The sequence below is a fragment of the Vibrio sp. 1151_11 genome, assembly GCF_029478525.1.
Classification (GTDB): Bacteria; Pseudomonadota; Gammaproteobacteria; order Enterobacterales; family Vibrionaceae; genus Vibrio; species Vibrio anguillarum.
In genome coordinates this window covers 1-20,766 of sequence record NZ_SHMN01000030.1, presented here as the reverse complement: position 1 = coordinate 20,766, position 20,766 = coordinate 1, and the positions used below count along the sequence as shown (strand labels likewise).

The 20,766-nt window shown below is 40.1% G+C and carries 20 protein-coding genes and 2 pseudogenes; 3 read left to right on the top strand and 19 right to left on the bottom strand.

Annotation, left to right across the window (positions count from 1 at the left end; translation table 11 throughout):
* Positions 1-138: pseudogene (locus EXZ60_RS16720) on the top strand (IS30 family transposase); the annotation flags it as partial.
* Between the two features lie 507 nt (positions 139-645).
* Here EXZ60_RS16720 and EXZ60_RS16715 read toward each other — a convergent pair.
* The 4 genes from EXZ60_RS16715 to EXZ60_RS16695 all read right to left on the bottom strand — a co-directional run bounded on the left by EXZ60_RS16715 (position 646) and on the right by EXZ60_RS16695 (position 4,666).
* Positions 646-1,155, bottom strand: coding sequence for a lipocalin family protein (locus EXZ60_RS16715; protein ID WP_017045719.1), 510 nt, complete (start codon positions 1,153-1,155; stop codon positions 646-648).
* A gap of 137 nt (positions 1,156-1,292) precedes the next feature.
* Positions 1,293-1,706 carry an RDD family protein gene (locus EXZ60_RS16705; RefSeq protein WP_019283386.1) on the bottom strand — a complete coding sequence of 138 codons (414 nt, stop codon included), beginning with the start codon at positions 1,704-1,706 and terminating at the stop codon, positions 1,293-1,295.
* 184 nt (positions 1,707-1,890) lie between these two features.
* A complete protein-coding gene (locus EXZ60_RS16700) occupies positions 1,891-2,547 on the bottom strand; it encodes a QnrVC family quinolone resistance pentapeptide repeat protein (protein WP_017046133.1) in 657 nt (218 codons plus the stop codon).
* Positions 2,548-3,787: 1,240 nt separating this feature from the next.
* Positions 3,788-4,666 (bottom strand): hypothetical protein, encoded by an 879-nt coding sequence (locus EXZ60_RS16695; RefSeq protein WP_277436005.1) that lies wholly within the window; start codon positions 4,664-4,666, stop codon positions 3,788-3,790.
* Positions 4,667-5,430: 764 nt separating this feature from the next.
* On the opposite strand from EXZ60_RS16695, the gene EXZ60_RS16690 reads away from it, so the two are divergent.
* On the top strand, positions 5,431-5,667 hold the full coding sequence (locus tag EXZ60_RS16690) for a hypothetical protein (RefSeq protein ID WP_013867767.1): 237 nt from the start codon (positions 5,431-5,433) through the stop codon (positions 5,665-5,667).
* Between the two features lie 1,666 nt (positions 5,668-7,333).
* Positions 7,334-8,122 carry a DUF4225 domain-containing protein gene (locus tag EXZ60_RS16685; protein ID WP_277436004.1) on the top strand — a complete coding sequence of 263 codons (789 nt, stop codon included), beginning with the start codon at positions 7,334-7,336 and terminating at the stop codon, positions 8,120-8,122.
* Between the two features lie 399 nt (positions 8,123-8,521).
* Here EXZ60_RS16685 and EXZ60_RS16675 read toward each other — a convergent pair whose 3' ends face one another.
* The 15 genes and pseudogenes from EXZ60_RS16675 to EXZ60_RS16590 all read right to left on the bottom strand — a co-directional run bounded on the left by EXZ60_RS16675 (position 8,522) and on the right by EXZ60_RS16590 (position 20,112).
* Positions 8,522-8,938 (bottom strand): VOC family protein, encoded by a 417-nt coding sequence (locus EXZ60_RS16675; RefSeq protein ID WP_017045395.1) that lies wholly within the window; start codon positions 8,936-8,938, stop codon positions 8,522-8,524.
* 221 nt (positions 8,939-9,159) lie between these two features.
* Positions 9,160-9,888 (bottom strand): hypothetical protein, encoded by a 729-nt coding sequence (locus EXZ60_RS16665; RefSeq protein ID WP_277436002.1) that lies wholly within the window; start codon positions 9,886-9,888, stop codon positions 9,160-9,162.
* 228 nt (positions 9,889-10,116) lie between these two features.
* The gene (locus EXZ60_RS16660; RefSeq protein WP_277436001.1) at positions 10,117-10,533 is read right to left on the bottom strand and encodes a hypothetical protein; all 417 of its coding nucleotides are present in this window, start codon (positions 10,531-10,533) and stop codon (positions 10,117-10,119) included.
* A gap of 208 nt (positions 10,534-10,741) precedes the next feature.
* Entirely contained in the window at positions 10,742-11,212 is a 471-nt protein-coding gene (locus EXZ60_RS16655; protein ID WP_277436000.1) for a dual specificity protein phosphatase family protein, read from the bottom strand.
* Between the two features lie 130 nt (positions 11,213-11,342).
* The gene (locus EXZ60_RS16650) at positions 11,343-11,807 is read right to left on the bottom strand and encodes a hypothetical protein (protein ID WP_277435999.1); all 465 of its coding nucleotides are present in this window, start codon (positions 11,805-11,807) and stop codon (positions 11,343-11,345) included.
* 55 nt (positions 11,808-11,862) lie between these two features.
* Positions 11,863-11,965, bottom strand: a pseudogene (locus tag EXZ60_RS16645) (DUF3265 domain-containing protein).
* A 12-nt stretch (positions 11,966-11,977) separates the two neighbouring features.
* Entirely contained in the window at positions 11,978-12,511 is a 534-nt protein-coding gene (locus EXZ60_RS16640; RefSeq protein ID WP_194575648.1) for a hypothetical protein, read from the bottom strand.
* A 1,213-nt stretch (positions 12,512-13,724) separates the two neighbouring features.
* Positions 13,725-14,825, bottom strand: a complete 1,101-nt coding sequence (locus EXZ60_RS16635) for a hypothetical protein (protein WP_277435998.1) — start codon at positions 14,823-14,825, stop codon at positions 13,725-13,727.
* Between the two features lie 187 nt (positions 14,826-15,012).
* Positions 15,013-15,510 (bottom strand): GNAT family N-acetyltransferase, encoded by a 498-nt coding sequence (locus EXZ60_RS16625; RefSeq protein WP_080608888.1) that lies wholly within the window; start codon positions 15,508-15,510, stop codon positions 15,013-15,015.
* 142 nt (positions 15,511-15,652) lie between these two features.
* Positions 15,653-16,144 (bottom strand): hypothetical protein, encoded by a 492-nt coding sequence (locus EXZ60_RS16620; RefSeq protein ID WP_277435997.1) that lies wholly within the window; start codon positions 16,142-16,144, stop codon positions 15,653-15,655.
* On the bottom strand, positions 16,141-16,470 hold the full coding sequence (locus EXZ60_RS16615; RefSeq protein WP_277435996.1) for a hypothetical protein: 330 nt from the start codon (positions 16,468-16,470) through the stop codon (positions 16,141-16,143). Before EXZ60_RS16615 ends, EXZ60_RS16620 begins: the two co-directional genes overlap by 4 nt.
* A gap of 147 nt (positions 16,471-16,617) precedes the next feature.
* Positions 16,618-17,133: a ClbS/DfsB family four-helix bundle protein gene (locus EXZ60_RS16610; RefSeq protein ID WP_170888943.1), complete on the bottom strand. Its 516-nt coding sequence runs from the start codon at positions 17,131-17,133 to the stop codon at positions 16,618-16,620.
* Between the two features lie 152 nt (positions 17,134-17,285).
* Positions 17,286-17,846, bottom strand: coding sequence for a hypothetical protein (locus EXZ60_RS16605; protein ID WP_277435995.1), 561 nt, complete (start codon positions 17,844-17,846; stop codon positions 17,286-17,288).
* A 72-nt stretch (positions 17,847-17,918) separates the two neighbouring features.
* On the bottom strand, positions 17,919-18,797 hold the full coding sequence (locus EXZ60_RS16600; protein ID WP_277435994.1) for a hypothetical protein: 879 nt from the start codon (positions 18,795-18,797) through the stop codon (positions 17,919-17,921).
* 679 nt (positions 18,798-19,476) lie between these two features.
* Positions 19,477-20,112 carry a hypothetical protein gene (locus EXZ60_RS16590; protein ID WP_134987495.1) on the bottom strand — a complete coding sequence of 212 codons (636 nt, stop codon included), beginning with the start codon at positions 20,110-20,112 and terminating at the stop codon, positions 19,477-19,479.
* Between the last annotated feature and the right edge of the window lie 654 nt (positions 20,113-20,766).

Sequence of the window (20,766 nt, the reverse complement as noted above, 5' to 3'; positions counted from 1 at the left end):
CAATACTTACCAAAACGAACTTCTATGTCACACGTGACACAGAAGCTCTGCAATGAAATTGCACACAAATTAAATACGCGCCCACGCAAAAGACTTGGGTATAGGACACCAACGGAGTATATTCATGCGCATCTGTAGAAAGTGTCGCACTTCAAACTTGATACTAAGTGTTACTGTTTCGTATTGATTAACTTGGCAAAGAACCACTAATTTAACGCATTACGATAAACGAAACCCAAACCTTTTACTCAATTTGGCAGCCAAATGCGATCAACTTAAAACAAGTAACTCATTCATTCGATTGAGAAACCCAAAGCGCCTTTGCGCCAGTGGAACATTCAACCAACCTACGCCATTTTCCAATGAAGCAACCCACGAATTTTGGCATGAGAAACTATTAAAGAAACTTGATGACTTGGGCAGACCAAGCCGATTTGCTGAAACCTGTAAACGAATGGCTAGAGAAATCCCCAACTCTTTTTCCCAAAAATTCTGCTTTTCTCTTCGTAAACCTAACGCCCGGCTAAGGGGTTGACAACGCACCGCCGAACTCAAAAAACACACTGTAAACGCTGAACTTCAATTTTGCACTAAAGTCGCCAAGCGTTGGCAATCCCTCTTGAGCCGTTTGTTAGGTATTTATTGCTACCGAACGTAAATGAGCCGATTTGTATCAAAGCCACGCTCTTTCGACATTTGAACGAACTTCTCCAGAATGTCTGGTTCGACTCTAGGCGTTCTTGAAAGTAACCACAGATATTCTGTATTCGGCCCTGATACGAAGGCATAACTGTAGTTTTCACGCTCTAACTCAAACACCACGTAAGAGCCATAAAACGGACCAAAAAATGAAACCTTCAGATAACCGTCTGTTGGACTATTTACAAAGTAAGCTTTGCCTTCAGCCTCTTTCCACTCACCTTTCTCTTCGGAATAACCACGATTAAGAACCGAAACACCGCCATCATTTCGAACACTGTATTCCGCAGTAACCTGACTTAAACCTCTTTCAAAAGAGTGATCAAGTCGAGCAACCTCGTACCATTTACCTAAATAATTGTTCAATTCAAAATCCGACACAGGCTTTACTGATTCGGGCATACCCAAGCAGCCGCTTAATAAAACAGTACAAATAATCAACAAGATTGATCTCATGATGCCTCCAAATACCTAACGCCCGCTTAAGGGGCAGCCAACGCTACTACCAAGCTTCCGCATAACACCGTAATCACGAAAACCAACGCATAATAAAAATGCCACGCGTTGGCTGTCCCTCTTGAAGCGTTTGTTAGCTAATTTACTACAACGATTGTTTTTGCCAGCTTGTCACCTAACCTCTGTCTTCTTTTGCCAAGAATAAAGACCGCGTCGATCATGCCAATTATTGGTGTCAGAAGGTTACGAAAAAATGACTGAGGGAAACTACAACTTTTTCCTGTAACCGAATCTATAACTGAGATCCCTAGTAGTTTCTTACCGAGACTTTGCCCTTTAGGTAAACCGTCAGAAAGTAGAAAATATAAAGCAGCCGCCGAAAATGCTATTAAGCTTGATGAAGCTTGGGATAAACCAATTAAAGTACCGAGCCAAAGAAAGAAAATGAATATTGTGGCACTTATTGCACCATCAATGATTTGCCCTAGATAACGAAGACCCGGGCTTGCCAGCCTATGTGATTCAATGATCGAATCTCTATCTATTTCCACTTACTTTTTCTCCATGCAAGTTAGATGTCGAATAAATTTGCTAACGCCCGGCTAAGGGGTTGACGACGCATAGCCAAACTCAAAAAACACACTGTAAACACTGAACTTCAATTTTGTACTAAAGCCGCCACGCGTTGGCAATCCCTCTTGAGCCGTTTGTTATGTGCGTAGCCGAATCTTGCGCTTAGTCAGGAACAATGATTACCCCTAATTGCTCCAGTAACTGCTCCTGTTGCCACGAGCATATTTTTACACCTGTAAGATCAATCTTTCGAGGATCTAAACCATAAAGCTCTGAATGACTTAAATCACAGCCTTGTACTCTAAACTGTTCCCAGCAGTCTTCCGAAAAAACGCCACGACTTAAATCTGATTCTTTAAATGAAGCACCTCGAAGATTTGCACCAATCCATCTATTTTCGAACAGGTCACATTTTTCAATAAGCTGCTGCTCTAAATTGGCATAGGATAAGTTACAACCTGTTATGTATGCAGAGCAAAAGTACATTTTATTCGAAACCTGATTTACAAAACTAACTTGGCTAAAATTTGCGCCTTTAAGATCGCAATCTCTCAGTTCAATACCAAAGCAATTTGCCCCCTTAAAATGGGACATTGAAAGCTGACAATCTTTAAATGAAGCATCTCGAAGATCAGCATAAGAAAAATCGCACCCTTCTAGTGCCCCCTGCTCTATGAAAGTACAGTTAATGAACTGTGTATCTCGAAGGTTTGAGCGCTTAAAATTACAATGTATAAAAGTACAATTGCTAAAGATATATTCTTGCAAGTCCTGATGTGAGAAGTTCACTTGATTATATGATTGCTTTGATTTTTCCATGCTGTAGCTCCAAAAACATTTGATGTGAAGACTACCATTTACCTGAAAGTTCTCAACAAAAACAAAACCAGCAAAAACAGACATTTAAAACACCCAATTTTAGCCAAAATAAGGCATCAAAACGGCATTCTAAAGAGGGGCAATTCAAAGCAACCGATGCGGCTAGCTAGAAAAAAGTTTTAGTGAATCTGGCGGGTTTTAGAAAAAAGCACATAACGCCCGGCTAAGGGGTTGACAACGCACCGCCGAACTAAAAAAAACACATTGTAAACACTGAACTTCAATTTTGTACTAAAGTCGCCAAGCGTTGGCAATCCCTCTTGAGCCGTTTGTTAGGCCAACCAATTGACACCGACACTTTCACAACCAAAGAACGAGCTTTTTTGTAAACTTGAAACAAACTAACCGATTCATTTATAAACCAAAAACTCAAATTGAGCGATTTGGAAGAAAAGTGACGAGCGTAGCATGCTCGGCGGACGTTTGGATGCTGAAGGTTATTTTGCCGCTAAATTCACAACGACAAACAACCCAACGCGATCAAGAAACAACAAATATGTGATGACGATTTATTGCTTAAGTTAAGCCACAAAACATGGAATTTACCGTTCAATTTCAACTCGATTTAGCTGATAAAAACTCACTTTGCCTAACGCCCGGCTAAGGGGTTGACAACGCACCACCGAACTTAAAAAAACACACTGTAAACTCTGAATTTCAATTTTGCACTAAAACCGCCACGCGTTGGCAATCCCTCTTGAGCCGTTTGTTAGGCCAACCAATTGACACCGAGACTTTCAAAACCAAAGAACGAGCTTTTTTGTAAACTTAAAACCAACTAACCGATTCATTTATAAATTAAAAGACTAAATCAGCAAAGAAACAAAAAACTCAAATTTAGCGGTTTGGAAGAAAAGTGACGAGCGTAGCATGCTCGGCGGACGTTTGGATGCTGAAGGTTATTTTGCCGCTGAATTCACAACGCTAAACAACCCAACGCGATCAAGAAACAACAAATATGTGATGATTATTCATTGCTTAACTTAAGCCAGAAAACATGGAATTTACCGTTCAATTCCAACTCGGTTTAGCTGATAAAAACTCACTTTGCCTAACGCCCAATTAAGGGGTGAACAACGCCTCCACCCAAACCTAAAGCATTGTGCCATAAACACTAAAACTGAAGTAGAAGCAAAAGTGCCAAGCGTTGTGAATCCCTCTTAAATTGCTTGTTAAGTTTTTATTCGACCAACCTTGGTATTGATAGACCACCAGGCATAGATACTGAAAAACCACCCAGAATAGAAAGCTCACTCATTAAGCTAAAGCCAGCAATTTGGTAGCTATTTTTGTCATCTTTATCTGCCGATATGAAAAACTGTTTCGTATCAACGACGGTCGATATACACAACTGAAGAAAACCACCAATTGTTCCACTATCCTCTTCCAAAATAGAGTCAAGTGCATATATTGGTGCGTGGTGTACAGGGCTTCCAGTAGACATAAGCTTAACTTTTATACTGTCAATTTTTGTAGCAACACGTTTCTTTTGATCACCAAGTACAAGATACTCAGTATCATTTAGTGATTTTTCAGTAATATTAAGTACTGTCGGGTTATCAGGTGAATTTCGTAACACTATGGTTCGATAGTCTTTTGTTTTAGGGCAACGACCAAATATTAAAAACTCGCATCCAACACTATTCGGAAAACTGAAACCTAAACTTGATATATATTTCTCTCCAAGCTTTTTGCATAGTTCGGAGATTTCCATAAGTGAAGGTAGTTTTTCTTCATAAGGGTAATCCGGCTGATCGTAGTAATGCAATTCGGATAAATTACCTACAAAAGTACTTAGCATTTCCCTAACATTACTACCGATCAATGTGCTTCCCGCAAAACCGAAACCGAACCTAAATAGACATTTAGGGTTACTTCGGTGAATATCTGAATCTTTATAGGTAAATGCAGATATCGAGGTTACTTTGGGACAATTATCAGTCATAACTGAGCCACCACTCGAGACCCTTGTATCACTAACAGCCCACAAACCGTCCCCCATAACCCAAGAAAGACCTTTCTCTTTCTCTATATTTCTCCAACAAACGATGGATGTCATCTAAACTCCAAAAAAACTTAACGCCCGGCTAAGGGGTTGACAACGCACCGCCGAACTCAAAAAACACACTGTAAACGCTGAACTTCAATTTTGCACTAAAGTCGCCAAGCGTTGGCAATCCCTCTTGAGCCGTTTGTTATGCAAATTCAATAAGATAAACAGACTTTACACGACCAAAAACCACAATTGCAATGGTTGAGTGATTCAAGAACCAACCCAAACCAGAGCCATGATAAATAAGCCGCCAAAACAAAGTCCACCTTTCAGCAACAAACCAAGCTTTTGGAACAGACAAGTTCAACGGGCGAAAAATTCAGCAAGTGCAAAACGCTCGATAAACTTGCACTTTCCACACTTTGCGCCCACTGAATTTACAACGCGCCAGCGCTAAAACTGATTGAGGCAAACAAAGAACCTTGCCTGTTTTACGGCTTGAGTAAACCACGAATTTTAGGGTAAAAAAGCTCATTTGCCGACAGCTCAAAACGAATGGCCGGAGAAATCCCAAAAGATTGAGCCCCTAAATTTACCTGAGTTGCATAACGCCCGGCTAAGGGGTTGACAACGCACCACCGAACTCAAAAAACGCGCCGTAAACACTGAACTTCAATTTTACGCTAAAGTCGCCACGCGTTGGCAATCCCTCTTGAGCCGTTTGTTATGCAGTTTTTTAACCAATACTCAGTATAGAGAACGAATTGCTTAGCCAAACTTATCTTTAGCTGCCACAATTCGCACTGTCATTTACTACCAATTGGTTCATTATGAAACTTTTAGTTCGCAATCTATCTCGCTCTACAACTGAACAAGAACTTCGTGTTTTATTCTCAGCTCATGGCTCCGTAGCCGAATGTACGCTTGTTTTAGACCAAGTAACGGGTCAATCAAAAGGCTTTGCTTTTGTCGAAATGCCAAACGAAAACGAAGCTAATGCTGCAATTTCTAGCCTAAACCTTTCTGACGTTGCCAAAAGCAAAATCAGAGTAAAAGCCGCAGAATAAACACCTTATATACAAAAAGAGTAAAGCTCCGTCAGTTCAAATACATTGGGCTGACGTTTTTTAGTTTCCGTTGAACCTGTAGAACTGCATAACGCCCGGCTAAGGGGTTGACAACGTACCGCCAGACTCAAAAAATACACTGTAAACACTGAATTTCAATTTTGTACTAAAGCCGCCACGCGTTGGCAATCCCTCTTGAGCCGTTTGTTAGGCCAACCAATTGACATCGAGACTTTCAAAACCAAAGAACGAGCTTTTTTGTAAACTTAAAACAAACTAACCCATTCATTTATAAACCAAAATGCCAAATCAGAAAAGAAACAAAAAAACTCAAATTGAGCGATTTGGAAGAAAAGTGACGAGCGTAGCATGCTCGGCGGACGTTTGGGTGCTGAAGGTTATTTTGCCGCTAAACTCACAACGAAAAGCAACTCAACGCGATCAAAAAACAACAAATATGTGATGATTATTTATTGCTTAATTTAAGCCAGAAAACATAGAATTTACCGTTCAATTCCAACTCGATTTAGCTGATAAAAACTCACTTTGCCTAACGCTGCGTTAAGTGGTGAGCAACGCGACCACAATCCTAAACCATTGTGCCTTAAACACAAAACTCAACCTAGAGCCGAAACTCCCAAGCGTTGGGAATCCGTCTTAAACGCCTAGTTAGCTGCTGCACTTTCGCTAGCAAATTACACCAAAACGCCTAATTTTAAACACATTATTGCTTTCAAACGACAAAGTAAAACGGACAGCTGTGAAATTAAAACCCAATCCACGAAATGCGCTTGGCAAAGAAGAAATGACCGAGAAAATCACCATTCCTGAGCTCGGTAATTTGCAAAGAATTCTATCGAAAAAGCCAACGACAGAGCACACGAAACGAATTTAGGCATTCATGAATTTCAACACCAAAGAAACCGCGCCAATGAACTTAACAAACACAACACTTCCCGAAAAGTGCCACTGGCGAGATAGTTGAGAAGCTGAGATTTGTCCAGTGTGTAGCTAGAAAACCCAAAGCCTTTCCACCCTAAATTCACAGCTTTTCTTAACCCCAGCTAACGCCCGGCTAAGGGGTTGACAACGCACCGCCGAACTCAAAAAACACACCGTAAACACTGAACTGCAATTTTGCACTAAAGTCGCCACGCGTTGACAATCCCTCTTGAGCCGTTTGTTATGTGCCATTTTGTGTACCGAACCATAACTTATCAGTCTTTCATAGGCAAGATGTTGCCCATGCGTGATCTTCTGTGCAAATTTGACAATTATCTTTTAATAGACTTAGGCTCGGCATTAAACTCTGCCTAACTTTAAAATGACCTCTTAAGGAAAACTCATGGCTCACACTGCCCACTCTACATCACCAAAAATATCGATAAAGCCTCACCACTTTTAGCCACGGCATTTGCAAGCCAAGAATACCTAGATTGTGTCATTGATTTCTTCAGAACAAACGAGCAAGGGTATAACGAAAAGTTTTATACCATTGAACTTAAAAAAGCACTGGTTACAGGCATTGACTTTACACAACCCCACACCGTTCTTTCACACAACGAAGAAATGCATGAAAATATCGCACTAAGTTACAAAGAAATTGTCTGGAAACACAATATCGCAGGGACTATGGGGTACGACAATTGGGAAAATGGTGGATTACATGGCTAGACCCGATTTATACGAATTCTGGGAAGTTCAAAAGGCAACAAAGAACTTAACCATGCAAGCCTCTATTTTATCTCAACGGCATATTAAGAACGGTGCATTACGGTCTAAATTTACACGAGAAATTGATGTCTTTGGGCAGTGTTTAGTTGAGGACTTCGAAAATGGCCGAAAAACTAAAAACCAAGTATTTAATGAGGTGCAAAAAGAAAACCGCAATCTTCTTGACCAAGGAAAACTGATTGCTCAAAAAGGTATTGGCCTAATTGCAGGTGTAATGCAAACCGTAGCTGGAGGAGCAACATGTTATTATTCAGCGGGAATGTTATGCGCTGTTTATGGTGCCCCTCTAGCGTTACATGGAGCGAATAATATTTATGAAAATGGTAAATATTTCGTTGATGGTGATGAAAATGCAACTGGTCTAGTTCGCCAAGGTTATCAAAATGCAGCCCAATTTATAGGCTTTGATCAACACGTTGGAAATATGGCTTACTACGGTGTTGATTTAGGGTTGTCTTTTCGTGGTGCATTTGGTCGCTCAACCACCGTAAAACCACCATCAGCGTCAAATGAACTTCATTATGCACCAAACTTACTACCGCCAAAACCAGTACAAACATGGAATCGTCGCCAGCATGCTAAACGCTTTAAATTGTTCAGATACTCATCTGAAGATTATTTAAGAGGCTATCAAGCTACTAGCAAATCAGCCCTATTTGTAGGTGGTGCTAGTGATGCTTCAACTATGAAATCTTTAGAACAGGAAATAAATAATGATTGAAAATTTATCATTCGTCGGAGGGTCAATATTACTCATTTTATTTTTGAGAAAGTTAAAATTTTCAAAATTTTACATTAAGAAAAAGCTGATATATTTCTTATACGCTGCATTTCTTATGCTAATCGGAAGTCAATACTACTCTATTTTTCATTCTGGCGAATTTATTATCAGTATAGGTGACATTAATTATAGTCATAATTACTTCATACAATATTTTAGTTTATTTGTATGCATTATAATTGCTGCAACATGCTTACCAAATCACCCAGATGGCACATAACGCCCGCTTAAGGGGCAGACAACGCTACTACCAACTTACCGCATAACACCGTAACCACCGAAACCAACGCATAGTAAAAATGCCACGCGTTGGCTGTCCCTCTTGAAGCGTTTGTTATGCTACCTTTTTGCCATTGGATGGCTTGGATTCAATTGAAGAAGATCCCACAAGTTTCCATACAAGTCTTCAAACACTGCTACCGTTCCATAGTCTTCTTCTGTTGGCTCGCGGACGAAGTTAATACCAATCGATTTCATACGCTTAAAGTCACGCCAGAAATCATCGGTATTTAGGAACAGGAATACTCGACCGCCTGCTTGATTTCCAATGAAATCATGCTGCTCTGGCTTCGAGGCTCTGGCAAGTAACAACGTAACACCATGAGAATTTGGTGGAGCCACAACCACCCAACGTTTGTCTTGTTCAGGTTGATGAGTATCTTCAATAAGTTCAAATTTGAGTTTGTTTACATAAAAATCAATGGCTTCATCATAATCTTTTACAACTAAAGCAATATGGACAATGTTCTGTTTCATAGTATTCCTTATTGAAGATTTCGACTGGTAGCATAACGCCCTGTTAAGGTGTGAGCAACGCAATACCGACGCTTCTGCATACCGCCTTAAACACAAAACGCAACGCATAGCAAAAATGCCAAGCGTTGTGAATCACTCTTAAACAGATTGTTATGTGCCTACTTTCAATAGGTATAAAAAACACCAGCGATTAATGCTGGTGTTTTAGAAAAGTTAAATTATTAAGCGGAAATATATGTATCTAAGAACTGTGCTGCAGCTACCGTGTCATATGATCCAAAGGTAACATTGTCCGATTTAGTGAGCTCGCTCACATCGCATTCAGAGTAGCTACCAATTGCTGCATATGCCATACCCTGATAACCACTAGCGTGAAGCTGCTGTACTTTTGCTTCAAGTTGTTGGTGTTGCTTGGCCTCATCACCAGCTTTGATCATGAATGGCGCTAGCACTTCATTCTCGTGATGTTCTTTAGTTGCCATAATGTCACCTCCGCTATATTGGTCGTTTGCGATAGCATACTCTACCGCTTTTACAGTATCTGAAGACGATGTGGTCAAAAATTCGATAGCATATTCACCACCACTTCCTGCTGTCTGGTAATTATCGGTCGAAATTTCATAAAAGCCAAGATTTTGAACAAATGCAAATTTATGGCAAACACCGTTAGCGTGAACCAGTAGCTCAAATGTAACTTCGTTATCTTTACCATGAATTGGGGTTTGATCGAAGATTAACTTTAAGTGCGCTAAGTTAATCGCCTGCACGGCGATCGCGTAATCGTGGCATTTTGCCATAAAATCCGAACGGCCAGCCATACCATAAAAAATACTTTCGTCTTCAAAAATACCAATTTTCGATACTAAACCATCGACTTGATGTCCAGAACCATCGAAAGTAAAACGCGAGTCTGAAGCAATTACTCCATCCGCATGAGCCACTGTCGTCACAAATATTATCCTTATCTTTGAATAGTGTACGATATCGATTATACCAAATACATTGCATAGTGAAATATAATTCTTGTGACTCATAGCAGTATTTAGGCACATAACGCCGCGTTAAGTGGTGAGCAACGCTACCACCAAACCTAAACTATTGTGCCGTAAACACTAAAGCTCAATCAAACCGAAAATGCCAAGCGTTGGGAATCCGCCTTAAACGCTTTGTTAGGCAAATTAGTCAACGTCCCACTGTGTCCAATGTTGGCATAAGATAAGCTGACCTTCATTCTCTGCCTTATTTAGCGGTAGATCGTATAGATCTAGGAACAATTGCTCGATGTATTTAGCTTGCCTGTTAGTGCAAGGAAAATATGAGAAGTAAATGAGCATCTCATCTGAGAAGTTTTTCTTTTTCCAGTGAGAGCGCAAACGAGAATTAACGTAGCCTTTACCAACATACAAACATGTCATGTGATAACGGTCATGTTGGGCACAATAGTCTTCTTTATGCCAAAGCATATAGATACCGGATTGTTCTCCAATGCCCCAGAGCTCAAGTTGATGATCTGCGATGGTTTCGTCTGTAAACCAACCAATATTCGATTTCGATATTTGAGATAGACTGAAACCAAAGTTTGTCTCCTTGGACAATACACGATCGAAATTTGCGTCTGTATCAGTACAGCTACAATTACAAAATTCAAAACAGCCCATATTTTCTCAGTTTGTCCCCATATTTGCCTAACGCCCGCTTAAGGGGCAGACAACGCTACTACCAACTTTCCGCATAACGCCGTAATCACATAAACCAACGCATAGTAAAAATGCCGCGCGTTGGCTGTCCCTCTTGAAGCGTTTGTTATGTGTTAGACAGACCAACCAAAACTTTTTCGGTAAACCAATCCCAGTCTGGCGCGCTGAAAGCAATATCACGAACATCCTTTACAGCCGTTATTGATTCTTTTACACCGAAACCTTTGGATTTTAAAAGGTATGCTGCCAATGCTAGTCCTGTCCGATCTTTGCCTGATTTGCAATGTACTACAACTTTTCCTTGAGTCTCATTGTGTTCAATGAACTTGATAATACGAGGCAATGCATCAAGACAAACCTCAAAATCGCCACTTTTAACTGGCGCATTACTTGAAAGAGGCATGTGTTCATACGCAAAACCAATAGCCTTTAGGCGTGAAAAATGAACACTCTCTCCGTCATTGACCGAAATAATTGCCCGAACTCCAGATAGCCACAACTCTTCCAGATCCCACATGACTTTGTCTGGTCCACAGCGCCCTGCTACAGAATTTGTTACGAAGAAAAGATTTTTCAATTGAGCCTCACAAAACACATAACGCCGTTTTAAGCGGCAAATTGCAGTTGGCTAAAATAAGTGAGGCACGAACAAAAAGCCAACTGTAATTTGTCCGACTTGAAAACCCTTGTTAGAGTTTTCTGCACCATCAATACATATCTACGTATGCATGAAATACAATATCAGGGCAACCGTTTGGACATTTAAGCCCAATATTACGACCCCTTTCTACATGAAATTGCTGTAAAGTTGATGATTTATTTTTCTCATGGCAACTGCAACAATATTTATGCGTATTGGATAGTTTCTCTTCCGTGTCACTTTTAATATAAGCAAAAACTCCAGAAGCAATTTCTTTTCGAATGTAATTTGAACTATTTTTTTGCCAGTTGAGTAGCTTTTCATTTTCCTTTTTCAATCTTTCCATTTCAGCAAGAAGAGCTGTTTGTTCTTGTTGCGCTGAAATGATTAATTGCTGTGCCGAAATAATAGCTCCATTAAATTCAATTAATTTCGATTGAGATTTAACGCTATCATTTAAATCGACCATGGCTTTACCAAAATTCATAGCTGTTTGTAAAGTCGTTAATGCCGCAGGTAAATGTTCTATCATATTATTCCTTCAATATTTGATTTGCAGATGAATTAGAAAAAACTCTAACGCCCTGTTAAGGGGTGAGCAACGCAATACTGAAGCCGCCGCATACCACCTTAAACACTAAAACTAACGCATAGTGAAAATGCCACGCGTTGCGAATCCCTCTTGAACAGTTTGTTATACCGTTAGTACAACTTTGGTGGGTTTCCTTTGTTTTCTACAACACGTTCTACTTGAGATTCCCATTTACGAATAAGCTGCGAAAACTCATTGGAAATCAAGTAGTCATCAGATGAACTGCTTAAGTGAAATTCCGGCATGTAAGTACCTAGTACACCCTGCTCCAATATGCCGTCTGCAATAACACCGGATTCTCGTATAATCAAAACCGGAAGTCCGATCTGGAAAGCCATCGCGGGCTCAATATGGCTATAAGGGCTAGTTAGCCACTTATCATCTAAAGAATATTCATCAGGTGTACCTGGCTTTCCCTTACCTTGCGTAATTAGAGCTCTTCTAAACGCGATGGTAATTAAGCCGTTAGATTCAAGCATAAGCCTGCGGATCGCTTTTAGCGGTGCATCCATATCGTAATCCGTGACGCCTAGAGTCCTAGGTTCATAACCTCTGCTAACCAAATACTCACACAACGTTTCAATAAAAACTTGTTGTTCATCATTGTAAGGGCGGGGGTAACTTAGAAATACTGACTTTCCCATTTAAAACCTCTTAACTTGTTGAATCCTAGAACGGTATAACGCTGCGTTAAGTGGTGAGCAACGCGACCAAAATCCTAAACCATTGCGCCTTAAACACAACACTCAACCTAGAATCGAAACTCCCAAGCGTTGGGAATCCGTCTTAAACGCCTAGTTAGCTGCTGCACTTTCGCTAGCGAATTACGCCAAAATGCCTAATTTGAAACACATTATTGCTTTCAAATGACAAAGTAAAACGGACAGCTGTGAAATTAAAACCTAATCCACGAAATGCGCTTGGCAAAGAAGAAATGACAGAGGAAATCTCCATTCCTGAGCATGGTAATTTGCAAAGAATTCTATCGAAAAAGCCAACGACAGAGCACACGAAATGAATTTAAGCATTCATGAATTTCAACAGCCAAGAAGCCGCGCCAATGAACTTAACAAACACAACATTTCCCGTAAGCAGACTTCGTTAAGTTCAAACACTTCCCGAAAAGTGCCACTGGCGAGATAGTTGAGAAGCTGAGATTTGTCCGGTGTGTAGCTAGGAAACCCAAAGCCTTTCCACCCTAAATTCACAGCTTTTCTTAGCCACAGCTAACGCCCGGCTAAGGGGTTGACAACGCACCGCCGAACTTAAAAAACACACCGTAAACACTGAACTTCAATTTTGCACTAAAACCGCCAAGCGTTGGCAATCCCTCTTGAGCCGTTTGTTATGCAAATTCAATAAGATAAACTGACTTTACACGACCAAAAGCCACAATTGCAATGGTTGAGTGATTCAAGAACCAACCCAAGCCAGAACTGTGATAAATAAGCCGCCAAAACAAAGCCCACCTTTCAACAACAAACCAAGCTTTTGAATGAGACAAACTCAACGAGCGAAAACTTCAGCAAGTAAAAAATGCTCGATAAACTTGCCCTTTCCACACTTTGCGCCCGCAAGATTCACAACGCGCCAGCGCTAAAACTGATTGAGGCAAACAAAGAACCTTAGCTGTTTTACGGCTTGAGTGAACCACGGATTTGAGGGTAAAAGTGCTCATTTGCCGACAACACAAAACGAATGGCCGGAGAAATCCAAAAGATTGAAACCCTAAATTTACCTGAGTTGCATAACGCCGCATTAAGGTGTGAGCGGCGCTTGGCTATACTTGAGCGAAGCGAAACTGCCAAGCGTTGCAAATCACTCTTAAATGCTTTGTTAACTAGCACTTTTTTACGTTCATTTTTTACCAGTTGCTTCTTCAACCTGTAGTAAAAATGATAGACCTTGTGCTTTGGTATAAGAAAAATCATCAATAGTATCGAGAATTAAATTCGTATCCTCTCCCATTTTTTGAGCTATCGCTAATATATTGTCTGGAGTTGGCATGGCCCACGCTTTAGCTACGTACGGAACCCAATGTAAAAATTTTCCAAATACATTATTCATTAATTTAGAGTTACTTCTCTCTATTGCCTGCTTTAACTCATAAAGTTGAGGTTCTATTTGACTTTCAACTATAAACTTTGCCTCTCCTTTTAGGTCGTCAATTTTCGCGTCTGACTCTATAGCACCTCTTAAATCACCAGTAAGTTTTTGTAATGACATGCGGAAAGGCAACAAATTATCTTTCAATTTACTTCTGATCTCTAAAATTTCATTAGGGGTCGCTTGGCGACAGTCTGGTATCATGATTTTTACACATTCTTCTGCCAAGACACTTGTCAACAGCTTAACATTTTTATGATTTTCAGATAAAAATGGAACCGATATTTCAGTTTTATCACTAACTAGTATGAAGTCCTTTTCTTGAGCCAGGTTTAATGCTGTAGGAACTGTTCTCCATAGGGTTTCATTTTTAACTTCTGGATATTCTTGCTGAAACTTTTCATATTCCAACATTGTTGAATTATTACCTGATATAAGACTTAAAAGATCCTGTATAGGAAATTCACCATTCCACAATTGCTTGCTCATACTTGACCATAAATTGGCCATCATATTGGGATGAAAATGAATAGAATCACCAATTAAGCTTTTATATCTATGTATAAATTGATAAAACTGAATCACTTGCCTAGCATCAGCATTAACATCGCCTGCAACATTTGATTTTACTTCATCTCCATGAATGTAAAATTCCCTTTGAGTACCCTCCTGAGTCATAGAAGTAATAGTCGTATAATCTGGTATATTTTTAAAATATTCAGTGGGAGTTTTCGAGTCATCAGCAAACGTTACAAGGTGCAATTCATCATAGATAAATAGGTATGTCATCAATGACTTTTGATTGAAAACATAGCTATCAGGATAATATATAGCTGAGTACTTTTTTGTCATAAAATTTCCAAAAATTAAGATTGACTTCTTAAACTCTATCAAAGCATTACACGGTAGTCATTGTGCTAGTTAACGCCCGCTTAAGGGGCAGACAACGCTACTACCAACTTACCGCATAACACCGTAATCACCAAAACCAACGCATAGTAAAAATACCACGCGTTGGCTGTCCCTCTTGAAGCGTTTGTTATGCATGTGCCACAACGCGAGCCATATGGTAAACGTCAACGTAGCTACCATTTCTGAACGCATAAGCTTTCGACTCACCTTCAATTTCAAAACCGAACTTCTTATACAAATTGATCGCTCGTTCGTTGTCCACATAGACCGTCAATTCGATTCGTTTCAAATTCAGCCAGTTATCCGCTAAATCGATAACCGTTTTCAGTAAAGCACTACCAACACCTAAACCTTGAGCATCGTCTTTAACGCCCATACCGAATGTACCTACGTGACGTCGTCTCGGATTAGTACATAGCTCAAAGCCCAAATTACCTACTATTTCACCGTCCACTAGTGCCACATATGCATAAACATGATCTGGAATAGTCTGAAAACGTTTTTCCCACATATCGGAGGATGGAAGCGGAAGTTGTAATGTGCCAGTGTACGCATTTGGGCACTCATAAACTCCTTTTATCGCTTTAGCATCTGATGGCTCTGCTCGCCTGACTTCAACAACCATAGTTCCTCTTTTCCTAAAAAATGCATAACGCCCGGCTAAGGGGTTGACAACGCACCGCCGAACTCAAAAAACCACTGTAAACACTGAACTTCAATTTTGCACTAAAGTCGCCAAGCGTTGGCAATCCCTCTTGAGCCGTTTGTTAAGTTCTCACTTCCACTGTCGAATTTTCCGAATAAAAAATGATGTCTTTCAGCAAAAATGTTGTGTTGAACATACAGTAAAAAAGCAAAAATGACGTCAATAGAAACATGGAAATTAAATCGAATGTTCCAAAGCCAATAAAATGCTCACCACTGAAGAAAGTTTGCATATAAAGCCCTTTAAGTAACGCAAGAGATGTCGTACCAGCAACCCCGTACGTCCCTATACCAAAGAGAGTGTCTGAATAAGCACCAAAATGCTTATATATAAAACTATCCTTAGCTAGTTCATAACTTTTAAATAAGTAACGATGAATACTCAAAATGCTCGCTACATATGCCCATAGAAATTTGCTAAGCCACCCCGAATCTAAGATATTTCTGATCGGCTCTTTCATATCAGAACCAAATGCCTGAGCAGTAAGAATTAAACAGATAAATGCAACGATGGAAATAGTCCATCTATAGTTTACAGAAGTTTTTTTACTCACAATCGACTCCTATTAAACTTGTCCACTTTTTCTTGTTCTTTAATATCAGCATCTTTGCCTAAGGCTCCGCCAAGAGCACCTCCAGCCATAACACCATAAACACCCCCAATTAAACCAAGTGCACCGCCTAACACCATACCCAATGCCGCTGCATCACTCGTTTTTTCAGCTTTGACTTGACTCACAAAATATTTTTCATCGTTAATAAAGAAATCTTTACTACCAAGCAACTCTGCAAGATCTTTTTTTGTTGGTGCTATTTTATCGAGATATAATTTCCCACCAGTAGTTTTACTACCAATTTTTTCTTCTACATATAACTTCATATGACTCCTTGTAACTTAACGCCCGGCTAAGGGGTTGACAACGCACCACCGAACTTAAAAAACACACCGTAAACCCTGAACTTCAATTTTGTACTAAAGCCGCCACGCGTTGGCAATCCCTCTTGAGCCGTTTGTTATGTGAATTACCTACCGAAGCCTGTTGTTTTTGTTAAAGCGCCTAACTTTGGCTCGCATATTCTTCATTGGTGATGACGTGTTGAACTGGATCATTCGACCAAATGTCCATTGTTCATACCACGTCGTTTCATACAATTCTTCATTGCTTAAACTTGCGACTAACAAGATCAGCTTGTTTATTGTTGAGTCTAACTCCTTAAGTAAGTCCTCGTATTGCCAATCACGGTACTGATCGTGAAAACTGACCGCCAACAATCCAAGCTGATTCCATTTATAACCCGTGTCAGGAAAATCGACTGGCAAACCTTGTGACTTCAAACTGTGCCATTTCAAGACCAAGTTTCCCCAACCAACAAGATAAGCGACAGTGTCACAAACGCTAATTTGTGTTCCTTTTAAGTTACCTTCAATTTCACACTTACGTGCCATTGATGCAGGAACACTCAGATAATCGTCCATAAGTTTCGGGAATATAGAATTTATAGCTGTGAGCAACTCATCTTTTGATTCTGGAACTGAAGACATTATTTTCCCCCATTCACATAACGCCCTGTTAAGGTGTGAGCAACGCAATACCGATGCCGCCGCATACCACCTTAATCACTTAAACCAACGCATGATGAAAATGCCACGCGTTGCGAATCACTCTTAAACAGTTTGTTATGTACGTGTTTCGTTTATTTTGGTTGCCATGGTTCACGCCAACCATGTTCGTTTAAAATTGCCAGTCTTTCGTACAACTGAGAGCTTTCGAGAAAGCCCGAAACAACTAATGATACTTCATTAGGCTGACCTGATGAGCATATTTTGGAGTATCCTGAATGGGCAGCCTTACTTAAACCAAGTATCCAATATTGAATTTCAGACGTAACACTGATGATCCTCGGTTTATTAGTCATTACCGCAACAATTGCGTTGTCATTGCTATATTGTCCCTGACGCTCTAACTCGGAAAGAACACAACGATATAATACGAAGTCTTTGCTCAACATTGAGCTTCTAGTTGTTTCTTTCGAATTCGCATCATTAATCACGTCGCTAGACTTAATTAATTTGTCTAATCCCTGAAGAGCTTGATGCTTTTCACTAGAAAATGCGGATTGACACGCCAAAACTAAAGCAAACCCCAATACTACTGCTCTCATTGCACCCTCAAATACATATAGTTTTTCTCTAAGTACATAACGCCGCATTAAGTGGTGAACAACGCCTCCACCCAAGCCTAAACTTTGCCACATAAAGCACTAAAGCTGACCTAAGCTGAAAATGCCAAGCGTTGAGAATCCGTCTTAAATGCTTTGTTAAAAAGCTTATCCACCGTAGTACTTGGTAATAGCACCTGCTAGTAAATTACCTGCCGTAGCTATAGAGACATTCCATGAACCATCCGCTGACTTTGCAACCATTCTGCCTATCCAATCACTAACTTTTGCACCAAACTTTCCGGGTTCAACTACACCGTCAGATTTGATAGACTCTCTTAAACATTCAACATCGTCTTGCTCAACCTTATTACTCACCAAAAAGCTTGCCAAAGTATCAAAATCATTTTTGGATATATTCATGTCTAAGTGTTGAGTTAATGAACTATTCGATATGTCACCTAACACACCTTGAAAATTGTCAATTTTGATATTAGTCGACATACTAGCCAATTCCTTTTCTTTTGTTGTGAACTGTAACCCTTCACCAAGGATACCTTCTGATTCGAGTCGTAAACTCCAGTCTATAATAGTGTTTCTCACTGACTCTAGAATGTTGTGCATTGAAGTCATCGGAATGAATAATTTCATATCTGTTCCGTTATTAAACAACTGCTGCAAGCTAGCTAAATGCTCCGCACCAAAATTCTGCACTACATAATTTTCACCAGAAGCTGTCAGCATGGAAATCTCAGATATGCTCTGACTTGTATGAGTTAAAGTAATCAGATCTTCCCATTCTTGATTGGGAAGCATAGCTTTCACCCAACCGCGATAACTATTGTACCCTTTAAGCTCACCCCGACTTTTTCTATATTCAGGTATTTCTATATCACCTTTATAGCCATTTAGTTCACAATGTACCCAAGATTTAAATTCTACTACATTTAACTTTGTCGCTATCACGTATGCCTCTCGCAACAAATTAGAAAGAGGGTATTTATGATTTAATGCGTTTCTCTGTAAATCGATTACTGCCGAGTTCATATGTTTCCTTGCTTTTTAACGCCCAATTAAGTGGTGAACAACGCACTGGCCAAGCCGCTGCATTGCACCGTAAAACACTTTACCTGACGCATAGTAAAACTGCCACGCGTTGAGAATCCACTTGAATTGCTTGTTATGTGAATTTTACCGTGAATTCAAAGTAAACCACCGTAGAAATGAAGGAATTTTAATAAGTTACGTGCAAAAACGATGCTGACCAAACCCTAAATTTCACAGCGATCTGAGCCAAAGAAAGCCACTTGCAGAATCAACAACAAAGAAAGCGCCCTTTCAGCCACAACCAAACCTTTTGCTTCACCAGACTTTCAGAGCTGAGCTTCAGCAAGAAAACCAGTCAAAAGGACATTTCAATTAAAGCGATTTGAAACTGACGAAACTCAACACAAACCAGATCCAAAACTTAATTGAGGCACCCAAGAACCTTGAAAACGATCAATATCAAGTTGTTCAAGAATTCATTTCTATCAAGCCAACTTGCCGAAAACACGAAACGAATTCTCAATGAAATCTTAGGTTTAACCTCAAAAAACCATCAAACACATAACGCCCGCTTAAGGGGCAGACAACGCTACTACCAAGCTTCCGCATAACACCGTAACCACAAAAACCAACGCATAGTAAAAATGCCACGCGTTGGCTGTCCCTCTTGAAGCGTTTGTTAGGCATTCGCCTCACGGGGTGTGGACAGTTTATGAAGCAACTCATACTTGAGTGCTGAAAGCTCAAATATGGTGTCAGTATAACGACCATTTTCATTAATACCTTTGAGAGCAGAAATTAGCTCGCTTAGGTTAAAATCAAGTTCTTTTAGATTGACCGCATGCTCTGGCGTTAAAAATGGTAGGCAACGTTTCATTAGAACTTCCAAACCACGCTTCAGGTTTAATTCATCATGCGCCTCGATGCATGAGAATATGGCGCTAAAGCTACTATCCGTAGCATTTTTAAAGCTTTTATTCTTAATTTGAAAGTTAGCTTGAAGATGAAATAAACCAGCAGATAAAACATGCAACCTTTTATCGCTCTCAGAGCAAGCTGAGTCAAACTTCGAACAGACCTCTTGAGTAATATATTTCATAAGCTCAGCTTGAGCCTCTGATACCTTTTGCTCAATATTTTTTTGTAACAACTCTGACTCTAATTTCACTTTTCGATTGTGGTAAAAAGTAAACAAGATAGGAACCAAAACACCGACGAATGCAACCAAACCTAGTGTAATAGTCATTAGTTGAGAGAAAGATGTCGCATAGAAACTGTTTACTTTCTCTAGTAATTCAATTGAAAATTTATCCAAGTTTCCTCCTGATGCCTAACGCCCGGCTAAGGGGTTGACAACGCACAGCCGAACTTAAAAAACACACTGTAAACACTGAACTGCAATTTTGCACTAAAGTCGCCACGCGTTGGCAATCCCTCTTGAGCCGTTTGTTATGCAAATTCAATAAGATAAACTGACTTTACTCGATCAAAAGCCACAATTGCAATGGTTGAGTGATTCAAGAACCAACCCAAGCCAGAGCCGTGATAAATGAGCCGCCAAAACAAAGTCCACCTTTCAACAACAAACCAAGCTTTTGAATGCGACAAACTCAACAAGCAAGACTTTCAGCAAGTACAAAATGCTCGATCAACTTGCCCTTTCCACACTTTGCGCCAGCTGAATTGGCAGCAAGCCAACGCTAAAAATGATTGAGGCAAACCAAGAATGTTGTCTGTTTTACGGTTTGAGTTAACCACGAATCTGAGGGTGAAAAAGTTCATTTGCCGACAACACAAAACGAATAGCCGGAGAAATCCCAAAATATTGAGCCCCTAAATTCACCTGAGTTGCATAACGCCCGGCTAAGGGGTTGACAACGCACCGCCGAACTTAAAAAACACACCGAAAACACTGAACTTCAATTTTGCACTAAAGTCGCCACGCGTTGGCAATCCCTCTTGAGCCGTT